The organism is Variovorax sp. Varisp46 (assembly GCF_059491885.1).
Genome location: NZ_CP168515.1, coordinates 1,726,433 through 1,743,782 on the forward strand (window position 1 = coordinate 1,726,433; position 17,350 = coordinate 1,743,782).

Below are 17,350 nucleotides of genomic sequence, written 5' to 3' on the forward strand. Positions count from 1 at the left end.
CGTTCAGGGCACCTGCTGGCGAAGCGACTTCGGCACCTTGAAACGTTCGCCGTCGTAGCGCAGCGTGACGGTGTTGAATTTCGGGGGCAGTGCCTTTTCCACGCAGCCCTGGTCTTCCTGCTCCTGCGCGCGGCTCTGCAGCAGCGTACGCGACAGCTGCAGGTCGGCAAGGCCGTTGCTGCTGCCCTTGCCGACGGACAACATGGTGCGCAGCTTGTCGAAGTGGCCGGTGCAGGTGGCGTCCCATCCACCATGGTCGTGGTCCAGCTCGATCTCCTGCAGAACCTCGCGCAACTGCTTGCCATGGTGCACGTAGAGCCGCACGGTTTCGCTGGCCAGCGGGCTGCCGGGCGCGTTGCTGCCGCGGTAGCGCACGCGCAGGCCGAAGGCGCGGGCCTCGGGCGACAGCACGTAGCGCGAGGTGTCGATGCGGATGTCCTGGATCGAGGTGGTGGCGTCCTCGTCGAGCGCCTCGGGCTGGAGGAGCCGGGCGATGACGGTGTCGCGTTCGGTGTTGCCGTTGTCGGGGCGCTGGATCAGCAGGATCTCGAGATCGAAGACCTTGGCGCCGTGGTCGGTCGTTTCGCGCGGCATGGGCAGCACGACGATGCTGCGCCCCGGAAAAGCCGGCCAGACCTTGCAGGCCGCGAGCCGCTCGTCGAGCGGCCGGTGGGGATGCAGCTTGGCATGCATGCGCTCGGCCAGTCCGCTTTCGCAGGCCGCGTGGCTCAGCCCGGCGGCCGAGAGGCAGAAGAGTAGAGCGGCGTGGCGCAGCAGGCGCATCGAGGTCAGGCTTCGGTGGCCGTGGGAAGCCCGAGCCAGCGGGCGGCCGCCGCTTCGAGCACGGCGACGTTGCCGCTGCTTTGCAGCAGCAGGCTGCCGACGCCGCCATCCGCGAGTCGGCCTGCCGACGCGAGCAGGCGCCGCGCCTGCTGCGCGACCGGCACGCCGGTGTCGATGAAGCGCAGCGTCGCCGGTGCATGCCGGCTCAATTCGTCTTTCACGAGCGGGTAGTGGGTGCAGCCCAGCACCACGGTGTCGACGCCATCGGGGCCGTCGCTGAAAGGCCCGGCCTCTTTCATGTAGCGCTCGCACAGCGCCGCGATACCCGCAGCGTCGAAGCCTTCGATGGCCTTCACGAGCCCGTCGCACGGCACGGAGCGTACGTCTGCCGATCCGGCGAACGAAGCGCGCAGGGCCGCGTACTTGGCACTGGCCAGGGTGCCTCGCGTGGCCATCACCGACACGCGTCCGGTGCGGCTGGCCGACACCGCGGGCTTGAGGCCGGGCTCCAGCCCCACGATGGGCAGGTCGGGATGCTCGGCCCGAAGCAAGTGGATGGCGGCCGTGGTGGCTGTGTTGCAAGCCACCACGAGCGCCTTGATTGCATGCTCGCGCCGCAGATGCTCGACCACCGAGCGCGAGCGCTCGATCACGTAGGCGTCCCCGCGCTCGCCGTACGGCGCATAGGCCGTATCGGCAAAGTAGACGAAGTTCTCTTGCGGCAGCTCGGCCCTCAGCGCGGCCAGCACGCTGAGGCCGCCGACCCCGCTGTCGAAGACGCCTACAGCGGTCACTCGGAAACCTCCGTGCTGCGCACTGCGGTGCGAGCGCCTTCGGGCGGCCGAGCGGCGCTCAAGCTTCTTCCATCATGATGGTCTTGAACTCGCCGCTGGCGATGCGCTTCTGCCACTCGGCAGGGCCGGTGATGTGCGCGCTGGTGCCGCCGGCATCGACCGCCACCGTCACGGGCATGTCGACCACGTCGAATTCATAGATCGCTTCCATGCCCAGGTCGGCGAAGCCCACCACCTTGGCGGTCTTGATGGCCTTGCTCACGAGGTAGGCGGCGCCGCCCACAGCCATGAGGTAGGCGCTCTTGTGCTTCTTGATCGCCTCGATGGCGACGGGGCCGCGCTCGGCCTTGCCGATCATCGCGATCAGGCCGGTCTGGGCCAGCATCATCTCGGTGAAGCCGTCCATGCGCGTGGCGGTGGTGGGGCCGGCTGGGCCCACGGCTTCATCGCCGACCGGATCGACCGGGCCGACGTAGTAGATGACGCGGTTGGTGAAGTCCACCGGCAGCTTCTCGCCCTTGGCCAGCATGTCCTGGATGCGCTTGTGCGCGGCATCGCGGCCGGTGAGCATCTTGCCGTTGAGCAGCAGGGTGTCGCCGGGCTTCCAGCTGGCCACTTCGGCGGGCGTGAGCTTGTCGAGGTCGACGCGCTTGCTCTTCTTTTCGTCGGGTGCCCAGTTGACGTTGGGCCACAGGTCGAGCGACGGCGGATCGAGGTACACCGGGCCGCTGCCGTCCATCACGAAGTGTGCATGGCGGGTGGCCGCGCAGTTGGGGATCATCGCCACTGGCTTGCTGGCCGCGTGCGTCGGGTACATCTGGATCTTGACGTCGAGCACGGTGGCCAGGCCGCCCAGGCCCTGCGCGCCGATGCCCAGCGCGTTGACCTTCTCGTACAGCTCGATGCGCAGCGCCTCGACCTTGCTGAGTTCGGCGCCCGACTTCTTCTTGGCCTGCAGCTCGTGCATGTCGAGGTCGTCCATCAGGCTTTCCTTGGCCATCAGCGCGGCCTTCTCGGCCGTGCCGCCGATGCCGATGCCCAGCATGCCCGGCGGGCACCAGCCGGCGCCCATGGTCGGCACGGTCTTGAGCACCCAGTCGACCACGCTGTCGCCGGGGTTCAGCATGGCCAGCTTGCTCTTGTTCTCGCTGCCGCCGCCCTTGGCCGCGACCGTCACCTCGACGGTGTTGCCGGGCACGATCTCCGTGAAGATCACCGCGGGCGTGTTGTCCTTTGTGTTCTTGCGGTCGAACTGCGGATCGGCCACGACCGAGGCGCGCAGCGTGTTGTCGGGGTGGTTGTAGCCGCGGCGCACGCCTTCGTTGATGGCGTCGTCCAGGCTGCCGGTGAAGCCGCCCCAGCGCACGTCCATGCCCACCTTGAGGAACACGTTGACGATGCCGGTGTCCTGGCAGATCGGGCGGTGGCCCGTGGCGCTCATCTTGCTGTTGGTCAGGATCTGCGCGATGGCGTCCTTGGCCGCGGGGCTCTGCTCGCGCTCGTAGGCGCGGGCCAAATGGGCGATGTAGTCGGCGGGGTGGTAGTAGCTGATGTACTGCAGCGCGGCGCTGATCGATTCGATCAGGTCGGCCTGCTGGATCGTGGTCGTCATGGTGGGGGGTGTTTTTTGGGAGTGTGAAAACGCCCCCCGATTATCTCAGCCGGCGCGCCTACCTCGCCGCCGCCCGGGCTTCCTCGATCCAGCCGTCGAACAGCGGCCGATGCGCCTTGATCCAACCATCGGTGTGGCGCTCCAGGTCTTGCTGGGTATTGGCGCCCCGGCTCATGCGCAGGTTCTGGGCATTGATGTCGCCGATCGGCAGCTTCATCACCTCGAACAGCCTGCCGGCCGCGGGGTTCTTCTCGACGAAGGCCCGGTTGGCGACGATCTGCTCCTGGTTGGCCTGGAAGCCGTAGTTCTTGCCGTTGGGCAACCGCGTATCGGCGCCGTCGCCCTGCGACGAAGAGGACGGCACCTGCAGCCACACCACGTCCGCGCCCGGACGCAGCACGGCGCTCACCCAGTAGGGCGTCCAGGTGTAGTACAGCACCGGCTTGTCCTGCCTGAAGCGGGCGATGGTGTCGGCCATCAGCGCGGCATAGCTGCCCTGCTTGTGCGTGACGGTGTCGCGCAGCTGGTAGGCCGTCAGGTGTTTTTCGATCGCGAGTTCGCAGCCCCAGCCGGGGTTGCAGCCTGTCAGGTCGGCACGGCCGTCGCCGTCTGTGTCGAACAGCTTCGCAATGGCCGGGTCCTTGAGCTGCGCGATGTTGGTGATGTTGTATTGCTCGGCTGTCTTGCGGTCGATCAGGTAGCCCTGCACCGCGCCGTCGGAGTACACGCCCCTGCGCCACAGCTTGGCGTCGCCGCCGCTGTTCTTGTAGAAGTCGGCGTGCAGCAGGCTCCAGTGGTTGGCCATGAAGGTGGCGTCGCCGTTGGCGATGGCGAGGTGTTCGGTGGCGGGCTCCAGGTCTTTCATGGGCTCGACCGTGTAGCCGAGCTTTTCGAGCGCGCGCATCACCAGCAGCGTCTGGAACGCCTCTTCGGCGAGCGAGCTCTTGAGCGGCTGCACGGTCACACCCTTGCCGGGGAGGTCGTTGGCGGCTTGCGCGGCCATGCCGAAGGCGACGAAGCCGAGGGCCAGAAAGCTGCGTGCGATGAAAGTGGTTTTCTTCATGCGTTGAATTCCTCCGTGGCGGGTCATTGCGCTTGCGTGGACAAGGCGGGAACAGGCGCGTTCGCACCGCGCGACGGCGTGCCCAGCAAGCGCTGCAGCACGCGCAGCGAGAAGCCGGCCGGCCCGGTGTGCCACCAGCGGCGACCCGCGCTGCGGCGCGACTTGCCCATCGCCTGCGTCAGCCGGTCGAGCGAAATCGCCAGCAGCACGATGCCCAGGCCGCCGACCGTCGCCAGGCCCATGTCGAGCCGGCCGATGCCACGCAGCACCATCTGGCCCAGGCCGCCCACGGCGATCATCGAGGCGATCACCACCATCGACAGCGACAGCATCAGCGCCTGGTTGATGCCCGCCATGATCGACGGCATGGCCAACGGCAGTTGCACCTTCACCAGCATCTGCCATGGCGAAGCGCCGTAGGCGCGCGCGGCTTCGATCAGGTCGGGCCGCACCTGGCGCAGGCCCAGGCTGGTCAGGCGCACCAGCGGCGCCAGCGCGAAGATGATCGTCACGATCACGCCCGGCACATTGCCGATGCCGAACAGCATCACCACCGGCACGAGGTACACGAATGCTGGCGTGGTCTGCATGGCGTCGAGCAGCGGGCGCATGAGGCGCTGGGCCCGGTCGCTGCTGGCCAGCAGCACGCCCAGCGGCAAGCCGATGAACATGCAGAACACGAGCGAGGTCAGCACCAGCGACAGCGTTACCATGGCTTCGGGCCAGATGCCCAGCATCGCCACGAGCAGCAGCGCGACCGTGGTGCCGACGGCCAGCGCGCGGCCGGCGAATTGCCAGGCGAAGAGGCCGATCAACGCGATCATCGCCAGCGTGGGCAAGCCGGTGAGCAGGCCCTGGACCCAGTTCAGCGTGCTGTCGATGGGCAGGCGCACGGTCTGGAAGAAGGGCCGGAAATGTTCCACCACCCAGCCGAGGCCCTGGTTGATCCAGGATTCGACGGGCAGGGACCCGTCCCAGAGGCGGTGCAGCTGGAGGCCGTCAGTCGCGGCATTGGCCGATCCGGCCAGCTGGTGGGCCGTGTCGACAGGGGCATCGAGCCAGGCGCTGGTGGCAGAGGTGTCGGGCGCGGCCGAGAGTGCTTCCCACGGATCGACGAAGGTGGGGGCTGCGGGCGTGTCCAGCACCGGCGTGCCCAGGTCGGAAGGAAGTGTGTTGTCGTTCATCGTTCAGGGTCCTCCGTGAATTCAGTGCGGCTCGGCGGCGAGCGCGGGGGCGGCGTTGGGCAAGACGGGCTCGATCGGCGGCGTGTCGCGGTCGAGGAACTTGAGCAGCGTCGTCTTGCTGATCGCACCGCAGAAGCGGCCGTCGCTGGCCACCACCGGCAGCGCGCACGGTGCCTGCGCGAGCTGGCCGATCAGGCCCGCCACGGGGGCTTCGGCGTCGATGCGCGGCAGGTCGTCGAGGAACGCGTGCTGCAGCCCCAGCGGACCCGAATGCCCATCGAGCGCGCTGCGCAGCGTGTCCGCCGACACCACGCCCAGGTAGCGCCTGTTCGGGCTGGTCACGTAGGCGAAGTCGCGGTCCTGGTCTTCCAGCACCTTGAGCGCCGCGCGCGCACCGCGCTCGGGGTGCTCGCACACGACGGTGAGCGATTTGCGCGCGATGTCCGCTGCCTTGAACACCGCCGCCGCATCCACGCCGCGCACGAAGCTGCGCACGTAATCGTCGGCGGGGCTGCGCAGGATCTCGTCGGGCGTGCCGACCTGGATCACCTGGCCGTCCTTCATGATCGCGATGCGGTCGCCGATGCGCATCGCTTCATCCAGGTCGTGCGAGATGAAGACGATGGTGCGGCGCTGTTCCTTCTGCAGTCGCAGCAGCTCCGACTGCATCTCGGTGCGGATGATCGGGTCGAGCGCCGAGAAGGCCTCGTCCATCAGCAGGATCGACGGGTCCGAGGCCAGCGCGCGCGCCAGTCCCACGCGCTGCTGCATGCCGCCGGAAAGCTCATCGGGATAGCTGTCGCCCCAGCCTGCAAGGCCTACTTGCGCGAGCGCCTGATCGGCCTGCGCGAGCCGCTCTTTCTTGCTCGTGCCCGACAGTTCGAGGCCGAAGGCGGTGTTCTCGCGCACCGTCATGTGCGGCATCAGCGCGAACGACTGGAACACCATGCTGATGTCCTTGCGGCGCAGCGCGCGCAGCTTGGCGTCGGAGTGCTCGTTGATGTCGGCGCCATCGATCACGATGCGGCCGGCGGTCGGCTCGATCAACCGGTTCAACAAGCGCACAAGCGTCGACTTGCCCGATCCCGAGAGGCCCATGATCACGAAGATCTCGCCGGCCTGGATCTCGAAGGTGGCATCGAACACGCCGATCGACTGGCCTGTCTCGGCGAGGATTTCCTTCTTCGAGAAACCTTGCCGCACGAGTTCCAGGGCCTGCCCGGGCGCGTCGCCGAACACCTTGAAAACATGGTCGATGAGAATTCCTTTGGCCATATGCCGGGGCTCCTTGGGTGAAGGTTGGACACAGCACCGCCCCGGAGGACGGCAACGGTCACGCCATCAGCCGATGGGACTGTCCGAACAGAGAGCGCGTGAGGAAAACGCGTGCAATGGCCCGGCGAGCCTCTGGGGCTGCCGACAGGCACTGAAGACGACGTGGCGACGAAACCAGCGCCCGCCGAAAGGTGGCGTGGCAGTGGGGCCGGAAACGATCCGGCCGGTTTGCCGGGCAGGGCCCGGCGGGGAGAACCTTGCACCGCGACGGGATTCGGAGATCCGCGAGTAGTGCAGGGCCGATCAACATGACTTGTTGGTCGTCTGAAGCCCGTGATTATAACTTTTTGACATGACGCGAGTCAACCCAACGGGCGTAACGTAATGTCGGCGGCGGCCCAATGGCCCCGTCAGATGCGAGCTATTCTTATTGGCCGATACTTTGGCCCGCGCCCGATCAGGCGGCGCGACCATCCAAGACTGCGGAGCTTTTTCACCATGACGACTTCCCCCAAGACCCGTGCCGAGCGCGATACCTTTGGACCGATCGACGTGCCGGCCGACAAGCTGTGGGGTGCGCAGACGCAGCGCTCGCTGCAGAACTTCGACATCTCCGGGGAGCAGCAGCCGCGCGAGATCATCAAGGCGCTGGCTCAGGTGAAGCGCGCGTCGGCCGTCGTCAACCACGCGCTGGGCCTGCAGGACCAGAAGAAGACGAACGCCATCGTGGCAGCGGCCGATGAAGTCATCGCCGGCAAGCACCCGGGCGAGTTCCCGCTGGTGGTCTGGCAGACCGGCTCGGGCACGCAGACCAACATGAACGTCAACGAGGTGCTGGCCAACCGGGCGAGCGAAATCCTCGGCGGCGAACGCGGGGAAGGGCGCCTCGTGCACCCGAACGACGACGTCAACCGCAGCCAGTCGAGCAACGACGTGTTTCCCACCGCAATGCACGTGGCCGCCGTCGAGGCCATCACGCACAAGCTGCTGCCGGCCATCGCCAAGCTGCGCGGCACGCTCGACCAGAAGGCCAAGGATTTCGCCGACATTGTGAAGATCGGCCGCACCCACCTGCAGGACGCCACGCCCCTCACGCTGGGCCAGGAGTTCTCGGGCTACGTGGCGCAACTGGCGCACGGCGAGGCGCATGTGCGTGCCGCGTTGCCGCACCTGTGCGAACTGGCGCTGGGCGGCACGGCCGTCGGCACCGGGCTCAATGCGCCCAAGGGTTATGCCGAGAAGGTGGCCGCCGAGTTGGCCAAGCTCACGGGCCTGCCTTTCGTCACCGCGCCGAACAAGTTCGAAGCCATGGCCAGCGTCGACGCGCTGGTACACGCCCACGGCGCGCTCAAGACGCTGGCCGCCAGCATGAACAAGATCGCCAACGACGTGCGCTGGCTGGCCAGCGGCCCGCGCAGCGGCATCGGCGAACTGAGCATCCCGGAGAACGAACCCGGCTCGTCGATCATGCCGGGCAAGGTCAACCCGACCCAGAGCGAAGCCGTCACGATGCTCGCCGCACAGGTGTTCGGCAACGACGTGGCCATCAACATCGGCGGCGCCTCGGGCAACTTCGAACTGAACGTGTTCCGCCCGATGGTGGCGCACAACTTCCTGCAGAGCGTGCGCCTGCTGGCCGACGGCATGGTGAGCTTCAACGACCACTGCGCCGTGGGCATCGAGCCGAATCGTGAACGCATCACGGAGCTGGTGCAGCGCTCGCTGATGTTGGTGACGGCGCTGAACACGCACATCGGCTACGACAAGTCGGCGTACATCGCGAAGAAGGCGCACAAGGAAGGCACGAGCCTGCGCGAGGCGGCAATTGCATCCGGCCACCTCACGGCCGAGCAGTTCGACCAGTGGGTGGTGCCGGGGAACATGACCGGCCGCTGATGCCGTGGTGGGGGCTGTCACTCGCGGGGGCCGCCGCGCACGGCCGCCCGAAGCGGCCGGCCCGCCCCCGGTAGGGGGTCGGCGAAGCGACACGAAGTGCGCGCAGCCTGGGGGCGAGCTTCAATACCCGATGGTGTAGCGTTGGCGCGGGTGCGCCGGCTTTTCGAGCTCGTCGATGAACGCGATTGCGTAGTCCTCGAACGTGATCCAGCTGCGGCCTTCGGCGCTCACAAGCAGGTCGTCCTTGCCCAGGCGGAACTTGCCCGTGCGCTCGCCTTCGACGAACTCGGCGGAGGGCGACAGGAAGGTCCAGTCGAGTTCCTTCTCGTTGCGCAGCGCCTCGAGAAACACGCCGCCGGCCGAGGCTTCGGCGCGGTAGGCGTCGGGGAAGTTCGGCGTATCGATTACTTTCAGGCCGGGCGCCGCGAACAGGCTGCCGGCGCCGCCGACCACCAGCAGGCGCTTCACACCCGCGCGCTTCACGGGTTCGATGATGGCCGCAGGCGGCACGGTGGAGAAGTGCGCGGCGCTGAACACGGCGTCATGGCCGGCCAGGGCTTTCTCGAGCGCGGCGCCGTCGAGCACGTCGAGGTCGACGGCCTTCACGTTGGCGCGGCCCGCCAGCTTGGCGCTGGCCTTGCGCGCGATGGCAGTGACCGTGTGGCCGCGGCGCAGGGCTTCTTCGAGAAGGCGGCCGCCGGCGCGTCCGGTAGCACCAATGATGGCGATGTGGCTCATGAGGGACTCCTGTGAAAGATCGAAAGGATCGGATGGAATGAACCGTATCTTAGGTTTCTGTTTTCGAAAGAAATACCTCGATTTGCGCGCTTGTTTATTCCTAAAATCGTTCGAATGGACCGATTGAATGCAATGCGCGTGTTCGTGAACGTGGTCGATTCGGGCAGCCTTTCGGCCGCGGCCGACAAGCTCGACCTGTCCCGGCCGGTCGTCACGCGCTACGTGGCCGAGCTGGAGCAATGGACCGGTGCGCGCCTGCTGCACCGCACGACGCGCCGGCTGAGCCTCACAGCCGCTGGCGAAGAACTGCTGCCGCGCTGCCGCCAGGTGCTCGAGCTCACCGGCGACATGCAGGCCGCGGTGCGGCATCCGGCCGAGGCGCCCCGTGGGCAGTTGCGCATCACGGCCAGCACCTCGTTCGCGCAGGCGCAACTGGCCGATGCGGTGGCCGACTACGTGCGGCTCTACCCGGGTGTGGCTGTCGACCTGGTGCTGCTCGACAGGGCCGTGAACCTGGTCGACGAGCGCATCGACCTGGCCATTCGCGTGGCCGCGGAGATCGACCCCAACCTGATCGCGCGCCGGCTCACCGACTGCCGCTCGGTCGTGTGCGCGTCACCGGCGTACCTGAAGGAGCACGGCCAGCCGCTGCGCGTGGAAGAGCTGGCGCAGCGCAATTGCCTCACGCATTCGTACTTCGGGCGCAGCCTCTGGAATTTCACGCGCAAGGGCACGGGGGAGCCGGCCTCGGTGGCCGTGGGCGGCAATGTCTCGGCCAACGATGCAGCCAGCCTGATGTGCCTGGCCCGGGCCGGGGCCGGCATCGCGATGCTGCCGACCTATCTGGCGGCGCCACTGCTGCAGGAAGGGGAACTGGTGCGGCTTTTCGGCGATTTCGAGCCGCAGGTGGTGGGCATGTACGCGGTGTATGCCTCGCGCAAGCACATGCCGGCCACGCTGCGCACGATGCTCGATTTCCTGGCCGCGCGCTTCACTGAAACGCCGGCCTGGGACACGCCTTAGTGGTGCGTGTTGGCGGCTGCGGCTTCGTTCATCAGCTTGTCGGTATAGGCGATGGCCATGGCCGAGAACAGGAAGGCGATGTGGATCGCGGTCTGCGCGATCAGCACGCGGTCGGTGTAGTTGTCCGCGTTGATGAAGGTCTTCAGCAGGTGGATCGAGCTGATGCCGATGATGGCGGTGGCCAGCTTCACCTTGAGCACCGAGGCGTTCACGTGGCTCAGCCATTCGGGCTGGTCGCGGTGGCCTTCGAGGTCCATGCGGCTCACGAAGGTCTCGTAGCCACCCACGATCACCATGATCAGCAGGTTCGAGATCATCACCACGTCGATCAGCGCGAGTACCACCAGCATGATCACCGTCTCGTTGAGCGTGCCCACCGGCGCCGTGGTCTTGTAGCCGATGCTGGTGATCAGCGCCTGCAGCGCATCCTGGCTGCCGAAGGCGGCTTCGACCAGGTGCAGCAGCTCGACCAGGAAGTGCACCACGTACACCGCCTGCGCCACGATCAGGCCCAGGTAGAGCGGCAACTGCAGCCAGCGGCTCGCGAAAATCAGCTTGGGCAGGGGGCGCAGCGGCGAACCACGGGCTGGTACGGGCGGGTTCCGGGTGTCGAAAGGATCGGTAGCGGACATTGGCGGGCGAGAGATGAAAGACCGCGGATTCTAGGTGTGCCCCTGTGTCGTACTCGTGATAACCCTGCGAACTAACATCGAACCCGTCAGTGACCCGTAAGTGCGGCCACCGACATTACGGCCGCACCTTCCAGGAGACAAAAAGCATGAGCAGCGCATCGAAGAACATTGAATCCGTCCTCGTCGAGAACCGTGTATTTCCCCCTGACGCCCGCGCCACCGAAGGCGCCCGCATCTCCGGCATGGCCGCCTACGAGGCCCTGTGCAAGGAGGCCGAGGAGGACTTCGAAGGGTTCTGGACCCGCCTGGCCAAGGGCAACCTGCAGTGGACCAAGCCCTTCACGAAGACGCTGGACGAATCGAAGGCCCCGTTCTACGAATGGTTCGGCGACGGCGAGCTCAACGCCAGCGCCAACTGCCTCGACAGGCACATGGGCACCCCGGTCGAGAACAAGACCGCCATCGTCTTCGAAGCCGACGACGGCACCGTCACCAACGTCACCTACAAGGAGCTGCTCGCCCGCGTGAGCCAGTTCGCCAACGCGCTGAAGGCCGCGGGCATCCAGAAGGGCGACCGCGTCGTCATCTACATGCCGATGACGGTCGAGGGCGTGATCGCCATGCAGGCCTGCGCGCGCATCGGCGCCACCCACAGCGTGGTGTTCGGCGGCTTCTCGGCCAAGGCGCTGCAGGAGCGCATCATCGATGCGGGCGCGGTGGCGGTCATCACGGCCAACTACCAGATGCGCGGCGGCAAGGAACTGCCGCTCAAGGCCATCGTGGACGACGGCATCGCGCTGGGCGGTTGCGAATCGATCAAGACCGTGTTCGTCTACGAGCGCACGCCCACCGCATGGACGCGCGTCGAGGGCCGCGACAAGACCTTTGCCGAGGCGCTGAAAGGGCAGGGCACCGAATGCGCCCCGGTGCCGGTGAACGCCGAACACCCGCTCTTCATCCTCTACACCTCGGGCTCCACCGGCAAGCCCAAGGGCGTGCAGCACGCCACCGGCGGCTACCTGCTGTGGGCCAGGCTCACGATGGACTGGACCTTCGACATCCGCCCCGAAGACGTGTTCTGGTGCACCGCCGACATCGGCTGGATCACCGGCCACACCTACGTCGCCTACGGCCCGCTCGCGGCCGGCGCCACGCAGGTGGTGTTCGAGGGCATTCCTACCTTCCCGCATGCGGGCCGCTTCTGGCAGATGATCGAAAAGCACAAGGTGTCGGTGTTCTACACGGCGCCCACCGCGATCCGCTCGCTCATCAAGGCGGCCGAGGGCGACGAGAAGGTGCATCCGAAGAACTGGGACCTGACGAGCCTGCGCATCCTCGGCTCGGTCGGCGAGCCCATCAATCCCGAAGCCTGGATGTGGTACCACCGCAATATCGGCGGCGAGCGCTGCCCGATCGTCGACACCTTCTGGCAGACCGAGACCGGCGGCCATGTGATCACGCCGCTGCCGGGCGCCACGCCGCTGGTGCCGGGCTCGTGCACGCTGCCGCTGCCGGGCATCATGGCCGCCATCGTCGACGAGACCGGCAAGGACCTGCCCAACGGCGCCGGTGGCATGCTGGTCATCAAGCGGCCGTGGCCCTCGATGATCCGCACCATCTGGAACGATCCCGAGCGCTTCAAGAAGAGCTATTTCCCCGAGGAAATGGGCGGCACCATCTACCTGGCCGGCGACGGTGCGGTGCGCAGCGCCGACCGCGGCTACTTCCGCATCACGGGCCGCATCGACGACGTGCTGAACGTGTCGGGCCACCGCCTGGGCACGATGGAGATCGAGTCGGCCCTCGTGTCCAAGACCGACCTCGTGGCCGAAGCCGCGGTGGTCGGCCGTCCCGACGACGTGACGGGCGAGGCCGTGTGCGCCTTCGTCGTGCTGAAACGCGCCCGCCCGACCGGCGAGGAAGCCAAGCAGATCGCCAACGAACTGCGCAACTGGGTGGCCAAGGAGATCGGTCCCATCGCCAAGCCCAAGGACATCCGCTTCGGCGACAACCTGCCCAAGACGCGCAGCGGCAAGATCATGCGGCGCCTGCTGCGCAGCATCGCCAAGGGCGAGGCGATCACGCAGGACACCTCGACGCTCGAGAATCCGGCCATTCTGGAGCAGCTCTCGCAGACGAACTGACCAGCAGTGCATTAGTGCTGTAGGACGTGGCCGTTTATGCGGCCATTTGCGCCGAACAGGGCTCTTCGCTGAGGTAAAACCATCGGATCACCGCGCGCCTCGAAGCGCGCAGGTTTCCATGTGTTCGATCTTTCCGAAGGAGGCCCCCATGGGCGTGAGATCCGCTTTTCTTCTTGTCATCGTGCTGTTCATCGCAGCGCTCGCCGCGCTGAACTGGGGCACGCTGTCCGCACCCACCAACGTATGGCTGGGTTTCATGACCGTCTCGGCGCCGCTGGGCCTGATCATGCTGGGCCTGACGGTGGTGCTGGCGGCCTTCTTCCTCGTCTACGTGCTGTACCTGCACAGCTCGGTGCTGATCGAAACCAAGCGCCACACGAAGGAAATGCAGGTCCAGCGCGACCTTGCGGACAAGGCCGAGGCCTCGCGCTTCACCGAACTGCGCAACTTCCTGGAGGCGCAGGAGAACAAGCACATGGCGCAGAACGCCGACCGGCAGGCGGCGATGCTGGCGCGCCTGGAGCAGCTCGAAACCGCAATCCGCCTGCGCTCGGACCAGACCGACAACACCGTGGCCGCGCACATCGGCCAACTCGAAGACCGCATCGAGCGCCGGCCGCTGCCGGCGGACATCAACCCGCAGGCGTGATGTCCCCGGAACCTACTTCGTCGACAGCACCCAGGCTGCGAGCTTCCGGGCGTCGGCTTCGCTGACCTGGTTGTTCGCCGGCATCGGCACCGGCCCCCACACGCCGGAGCCGCCCTTGACGATCTTGCTGGCAAGAGTGTCGACGGCACCCTTGTCGTCCTTGTACTTGGCGGCCACGTCCTTGAATGCCGGGCCGAGCACCTTGCGCTCGACCGCGTGGCAGCTCATGCAGTTCTTCGAGGTTGCCAGGGCGAGGTCGGCGAAGGCGGGCGCGGCGAGTCCGACAAGGCCGAGGCCGAGGGCTGCCGACAACAAGACTCTTTTCATGGGGGGTATTTCGTAAGGGCTGAGTTACATTCGACTCAACGCGATTGTAGGTAGCGCCGTGCACGTCGTACGGGTGCGTGCCAATACAACCCGGAGGGATTCGCGATGTGGTTTCTGGCGCTGGGCCTGCTTGGATTGGCCCTCAAGTATTTGGAAGTGGGCATGGTCGCCGGCTGGAGCTGGTGGATCGTGCTGTCCCCGTTTGCAATGGCCGTCGCATGGTGGGCCTGGGCCGATTCGTCGGGCTATACCAAACGCAGGGTCATCGAGCGGGAAGACCGGCGCAAGCAGGATCGCATCGATCGCCAGAAGACCAACATGGGCATGAAGACCGGCAACGGGCAGCGCCGGAAGTAGGGCTTGCCCCCAGGCTGCGCGGCACTTCGTGTCCACTTCGCCTTCCCCCTGCCGGGGGCAACACCTGAGGCCCGGCGAAGCCGGTTCCTCGGTGTTTCACGCAATAGCCCCGATCAGAACTTGTCGAGCACTGCGCCCGAACTGGCGCTGGACGCATTGAACGCGAACTTCGCCTGCACGCCGCGCGTGTAGCGGGGTGCCGGTGCCTTCCAGCCTTCGCGGCGCTTCGCGATCTCAGCTTCGGGCACGTTCAGTTCGAGCACCAGCTTGTGCGCGTCGATGGTGATCGAGTCGCCTTCGTTCACGAAGGCGATGGTGCCGCCGGCGGCCGCTTCGGGCGCCACATGGCCGACCACCATGCCCCAGGTGCCGCCGGAGAAACGGCCGTCGGTGATCAGGCCGACGCTTTCGCCGAGGCCCGCGCCGATCAGCGCACCCGTGGGTGCCAGCATTTCCGGCATGCCCGGGCCGCCCTTGGGGCCGAGGTAGCGCAGCACCATCACGTCGCCGGCCACGATCTTGCCGGCCAGGATGGCCTGCAGTGCTGACTGCTCGTCGTCGAACACGCGCGCCGGGCCGGTGATGACGGGGTTCTTCAGGCCGGTGATCTTGGCGACCGCGCCTTCGGGCGAGAGGTTGCCCTTCAGGATGGCGAGGTGGCCCTGGTCGTACATCGGCTTGTCGATCGGGCGGATCACGTCCTGGTCGGCGCGCGGCACATCGGGCACGTCCTTCAGCACTTCGGCAATCGTCTGGCCCGAGATGGTGATGCAATCGCCGTGCAGCAGGCCTGCGTTCAGCAGCACCTTCATCACTTGCGGAATGCCGCCCGCCTGGTGCAGGTCGACCGCGAGGTATTTGCCCGATGGCTTCAGGTCGCACAGCACCGGCACCTTCTTGCGCATGCGCTCGAAGTCGTCGATGGTCCATTCGACCTCGGCCGCGTGCGCGATCGCCAGGAAGTGCAGCACCGCATTGGTCGAGCCGCCCGTGGCCATGATCACGGCCACTGCGTTCTCGATGGCCTTCTTGGTCACGATGTCGCGCGGCTTCAGGTCTTTCTTGATGGCTTCGATCAGCACCTTGGCCGATTCCTTGGCCGAGTTGGCTTTTTCATCGTGCGGATTGGCCATGGTCGACGAGTAGGGCAGCGAGATGCCCAGCGCCTCGAAGGCGCTGGACATGGTGTTGGCCGTGTACATGCCGCCGCACGAGCCGGTGCCGGGAATGGCGCGCTTCTCGATCTCGTGCAGGTCTTCGTCGCTCATGTTGCCCGCGGCGTTCTGGCCCACGGCCTCGAACACGCTCACGATGTTCAGGTCTTGCCCCTTGTAGCGACCGGGGAGGATGGTGCCGCCGTACACGTAGATGGCCGGCACGTTGGCGCGCAGCATGCCCATCAGGCCGCCGGGCATGTTCTTGTCGCAGCCGCCGACCACCAGCACGCCGTCCATCCACTGGCCGCCGACGCAGGTTTCGATGCAGTCGGAAATGACTTCGCGGCTGACCAGCGAGTACTTCATGCCCTCGGTGCCCATGGCCATGCCGTCGGAGATGGTGGGCGTGCCGAACACCTGTGCGTTGCCGCCGGCTTCCTCGATGCCGGCGATGGCAGCGTCGGCCAGCTTCTGCAGGCCCGAGTTGCAGGGCGTGATGGTGCTGTGGCCGTTGGCGACGCCGACCATCGGCTTCTTGAAGTCGCCTTCCTCGTAGCCCATGGCGTAGAACATGGAGCGGTTGGGCGCGCGGCTCTTGCCTTCGACGATGTTGGCGCTGCGGCGGTTGATCTGGATCGGCTTGGTGTCCATGGTGTCTCTTCTGTCGTGGGGGATCGGGGGGAACCCAAGTATCGGACTTCTGATTGATTGGTTCCAATCCATTTTCGAGCACAGATTGATATGCTTGGCATATGAATGAAGCCCTGATCGACCTGCGGGCCTGGCGGCAGTTCGTGGCCGTGGCCGAGGAGCTGCACTTCGGCCGCGCCGCGCTGCGGCTGCACATGACGCAGCCCCCGGTGACGCAGGCCATTGCCCAGCTCGAGAAGACGCTGGGCGTGGTGCTGTTCGACCGCACGCGAAGACGCGTGGCGCTCACGCCCGCCGGCGAGGCCTTGCTGCCCGACGTGCGCGAGCTGCTGGCGCGCGCGCAGGCGCTTCCCGCGCGGGCACGGGCGGCAGCGGCGGGGCAGGTGGGGCGGGTGCGCATCGCCTTCGTCTCGACGGTCGGCTTCGAGCAGCTGCCGGCCTGGGTGCGCGAGTTCCGCGTGCTGTGCCCGGAGGTCGCGCTCGAACTGGTCGAGGCCACCGGCGACGTGCAGCTCGAAGCCTTTGCGCGCGGCGAGATCGATGCCGGGCTGATGCTGCATTCGCCCGGCGCGGCGCCGCCCGGCCTGTCCCGCCTGCCGGTGGAGGAAGAGGCGCTGGTGCTGGCCCTGCCGGCGCAGCACCGGCTCGCCCGCGCGCGGCCCGTGCCGCTGGCAGAGGTGCTGGCCGAGCCGCTGGTGATCTTTCCGCGCCGCATCGTGCCGTCGCTGCACGATGCGGTGTTCGACCTCTATCACGCAGCTGGCCGAGTGCCCCAGGTGGCACAGGAGGCGATCCAGATGCAGACCATCGTCAACCTCGTGTCGGGTGGCATCGGCGTGGCCTGGGTGCCGCACAGCGTGATGCAGTTCCGGCGCGCTGGCGTCGTCTACCGGCAGGCCGGCGAATTCAAGGGCGTGGGCCGGCGCCGCGTGGCGCTGCCGGCTTGCGAGACGAGCCTCGTATGGCCAGCGCCGGGTGCGCACCCGGCGCTGGCGCGGTTCGTGGCGTTCGTGCGCGAGCGCACGGCGGGGGCCAAGCAGGGCGCAGGGGCCGCTCGCTGACCAG

16 protein-coding genes are annotated in these 17,350 nt (G+C 67.0%); 6 read left to right on the top strand and 10 right to left on the bottom strand.

Annotation, left to right across the window (positions count from 1 at the left end):
• Positions 1–3: 3 nt before the first annotated feature.
• Genes ACEN9N_RS08120 through proV form a run of 6 tightly spaced genes read right to left on the bottom strand, consistent with a single transcriptional unit; the run spans position 4 to position 6,711 of the window.
• Entirely contained in the window at positions 4–783 is a 780-nt protein-coding gene (locus tag ACEN9N_RS08120; protein ID WP_007829777.1) for a PA3715 family protein, read from the bottom strand.
• A 5-nt stretch (positions 784–788) separates the two neighbouring features.
• Positions 789–1,577, bottom strand: coding sequence for a glutamate racemase (gene murI, locus ACEN9N_RS08125; protein WP_495655828.1), 789 nt, complete (start codon positions 1,575–1,577; stop codon positions 789–791).
• 58 nt (positions 1,578–1,635) lie between these two features.
• On the bottom strand, positions 1,636–3,189 hold the full coding sequence (locus tag ACEN9N_RS08130; protein ID WP_495655829.1) for a fumarate hydratase: 1,554 nt from the start codon (positions 3,187–3,189) through the stop codon (positions 1,636–1,638).
• A gap of 58 nt (positions 3,190–3,247) precedes the next feature.
• Positions 3,248–4,252, bottom strand: a complete 1,005-nt coding sequence (gene proX / locus ACEN9N_RS08135) for a glycine betaine/L-proline ABC transporter substrate-binding protein ProX (protein WP_495655830.1) — start codon at positions 4,250–4,252, stop codon at positions 3,248–3,250.
• A gap of 23 nt (positions 4,253–4,275) precedes the next feature.
• Complete coding sequence (proW, locus tag ACEN9N_RS08140) at positions 4,276–5,436, bottom strand: glycine betaine/L-proline ABC transporter permease ProW (protein ID WP_495655831.1); 1,161 nt, start codon at positions 5,434–5,436, stop codon at positions 4,276–4,278.
• A gap of 21 nt (positions 5,437–5,457) precedes the next feature.
• A complete protein-coding gene (gene proV / locus ACEN9N_RS08145) occupies positions 5,458–6,711 on the bottom strand; it encodes a glycine betaine/L-proline ABC transporter ATP-binding protein ProV (RefSeq protein ID WP_478178724.1) in 1,254 nt (417 codons plus the stop codon).
• A 498-nt stretch (positions 6,712–7,209) separates the two neighbouring features.
• On the opposite strand from proV, the gene fumC reads away from it, so the two are divergent.
• On the top strand, positions 7,210–8,607 hold the full coding sequence (fumC, locus tag ACEN9N_RS08150; RefSeq protein ID WP_495655832.1) for a class II fumarate hydratase: 1,398 nt from the start codon (positions 7,210–7,212) through the stop codon (positions 8,605–8,607).
• A 120-nt stretch (positions 8,608–8,727) separates the two neighbouring features.
• On the opposite strand, the gene ACEN9N_RS08155 is transcribed toward fumC, so the two are convergent.
• Positions 8,728–9,345 carry an NAD(P)-dependent oxidoreductase gene (locus ACEN9N_RS08155; RefSeq protein ID WP_007829765.1) on the bottom strand — a complete coding sequence of 206 codons (618 nt, stop codon included), beginning with the start codon at positions 9,343–9,345 and terminating at the stop codon, positions 8,728–8,730.
• A 114-nt stretch (positions 9,346–9,459) separates the two neighbouring features.
• Here ACEN9N_RS08155 and ACEN9N_RS08160 point away from each other — a divergent pair, with 114 nt between their 5' ends.
• Positions 9,460–10,368, top strand: coding sequence for a LysR family transcriptional regulator (locus ACEN9N_RS08160; protein ID WP_042672848.1), 909 nt, complete (start codon positions 9,460–9,462; stop codon positions 10,366–10,368).
• Here ACEN9N_RS08160 and ACEN9N_RS08165 read toward each other — a convergent pair.
• Complete coding sequence (locus ACEN9N_RS08165; protein WP_007829761.1) at positions 10,365–11,000, bottom strand: YqhA family protein; 636 nt, start codon at positions 10,998–11,000, stop codon at positions 10,365–10,367. The two genes, ACEN9N_RS08160 and ACEN9N_RS08165, sit on opposite strands and share 4 nt — an antisense overlap.
• A 146-nt stretch (positions 11,001–11,146) precedes the next feature.
• Between ACEN9N_RS08165 and acs the strand changes: the two genes are divergently transcribed.
• Complete coding sequence (gene acs, locus ACEN9N_RS08170) at positions 11,147–13,144, top strand: acetate--CoA ligase (protein WP_478178721.1); 1,998 nt, start codon at positions 11,147–11,149, stop codon at positions 13,142–13,144.
• Between the two features lie 148 nt (positions 13,145–13,292).
• Positions 13,293–13,793 carry an SPFH domain-containing protein gene (locus ACEN9N_RS08175; protein ID WP_413313865.1) on the top strand — a complete coding sequence of 167 codons (501 nt, stop codon included), beginning with the start codon at positions 13,293–13,295 and terminating at the stop codon, positions 13,791–13,793.
• Positions 13,794–13,805: 12 nt separating this feature from the next.
• Here the strand turns inward: ACEN9N_RS08175 and ACEN9N_RS08180 are convergent, their stop codons facing one another.
• Complete coding sequence (locus ACEN9N_RS08180; RefSeq protein WP_007829749.1) at positions 13,806–14,120, bottom strand: c-type cytochrome; 315 nt, start codon at positions 14,118–14,120, stop codon at positions 13,806–13,808.
• Positions 14,121–14,225: 105 nt separating this feature from the next.
• Between ACEN9N_RS08180 and ACEN9N_RS08185 the strand changes: the two genes are divergently transcribed.
• Entirely contained in the window at positions 14,226–14,477 is a 252-nt protein-coding gene (locus ACEN9N_RS08185; RefSeq protein ID WP_007829747.1) for a TIGR04438 family Trp-rich protein, read from the top strand.
• Positions 14,478–14,590: 113 nt separating this feature from the next.
• Here ACEN9N_RS08185 and ilvD read toward each other — a convergent pair whose 3' ends face one another.
• Positions 14,591–16,285: a dihydroxy-acid dehydratase gene (ilvD, locus tag ACEN9N_RS08190; RefSeq protein WP_007829745.1), complete on the bottom strand. Its 1,695-nt coding sequence runs from the start codon at positions 16,283–16,285 to the stop codon at positions 14,591–14,593.
• Between the two features lie 101 nt (positions 16,286–16,386).
• On the opposite strand from ilvD, the gene ACEN9N_RS08195 reads away from it, so the two are divergent.
• On the top strand, positions 16,387–17,346 hold the full coding sequence (locus ACEN9N_RS08195) for a LysR family transcriptional regulator (protein ID WP_495655833.1): 960 nt from the start codon (positions 16,387–16,389) through the stop codon (positions 17,344–17,346).
• Positions 17,347–17,350 lie beyond the last annotated feature (4 nt).

What these genes read in the sequence shown, in the direction of transcription:
- fumC (WP_495655832.1), top strand. Translation starts at nt 7,210, where the DNA reads ATGACGACTTCCCCCAAGACCCGTGCCGAGCGCGATACCTTTGGACCG.
- proW (WP_495655831.1), bottom strand. Translation starts at nt 5,436, where the DNA reads ATGAACGACAACACACTTCCTTCCGACCTGGGCACGCCGGTGCTGGAC.
- ACEN9N_RS08180 (WP_007829749.1), bottom strand. Translation starts at nt 14,120, where the DNA reads ATGAAAAGAGTCTTGTTGTCGGCAGCCCTCGGCCTCGGCCTTGTCGGA.
- proX (WP_495655830.1), bottom strand. Translation starts at nt 4,252, where the DNA reads ATGAAGAAAACCACTTTCATCGCACGCAGCTTTCTGGCCCTCGGCTTC.
- ACEN9N_RS08165 (WP_007829761.1), bottom strand. Translation starts at nt 11,000, where the DNA reads ATGTCCGCTACCGATCCTTTCGACACCCGGAACCCGCCCGTACCAGCC.
- proV (WP_478178724.1), bottom strand. Translation starts at nt 6,711, where the DNA reads ATGGCCAAAGGAATTCTCATCGACCATGTTTTCAAGGTGTTCGGCGAC.
- ACEN9N_RS08160 (WP_042672848.1), top strand. Translation starts at nt 9,460, where the DNA reads ATGGACCGATTGAATGCAATGCGCGTGTTCGTGAACGTGGTCGATTCG.
- ACEN9N_RS08175 (WP_413313865.1), top strand. Translation starts at nt 13,293, where the DNA reads ATGGGCGTGAGATCCGCTTTTCTTCTTGTCATCGTGCTGTTCATCGCA.
- ACEN9N_RS08130 (WP_495655829.1), bottom strand. Translation starts at nt 3,189, where the DNA reads ATGACGACCACGATCCAGCAGGCCGACCTGATCGAATCGATCAGCGCC.
- acs (WP_478178721.1), top strand. Translation starts at nt 11,147, where the DNA reads ATGAGCAGCGCATCGAAGAACATTGAATCCGTCCTCGTCGAGAACCGT.
- ilvD (WP_007829745.1), bottom strand. Translation starts at nt 16,285, where the DNA reads ATGGACACCAAGCCGATCCAGATCAACCGCCGCAGCGCCAACATCGTC.
- ACEN9N_RS08155 (WP_007829765.1), bottom strand. Translation starts at nt 9,345, where the DNA reads ATGAGCCACATCGCCATCATTGGTGCTACCGGACGCGCCGGCGGCCGC.
- ACEN9N_RS08185 (WP_007829747.1), top strand. Translation starts at nt 14,226, where the DNA reads ATGTGGTTTCTGGCGCTGGGCCTGCTTGGATTGGCCCTCAAGTATTTG.
- ACEN9N_RS08195 (WP_495655833.1), top strand. Translation starts at nt 16,387, where the DNA reads ATGAATGAAGCCCTGATCGACCTGCGGGCCTGGCGGCAGTTCGTGGCC.
- ACEN9N_RS08120 (WP_007829777.1), bottom strand. Translation starts at nt 783, where the DNA reads ATGCGCCTGCTGCGCCACGCCGCTCTACTCTTCTGCCTCTCGGCCGCC.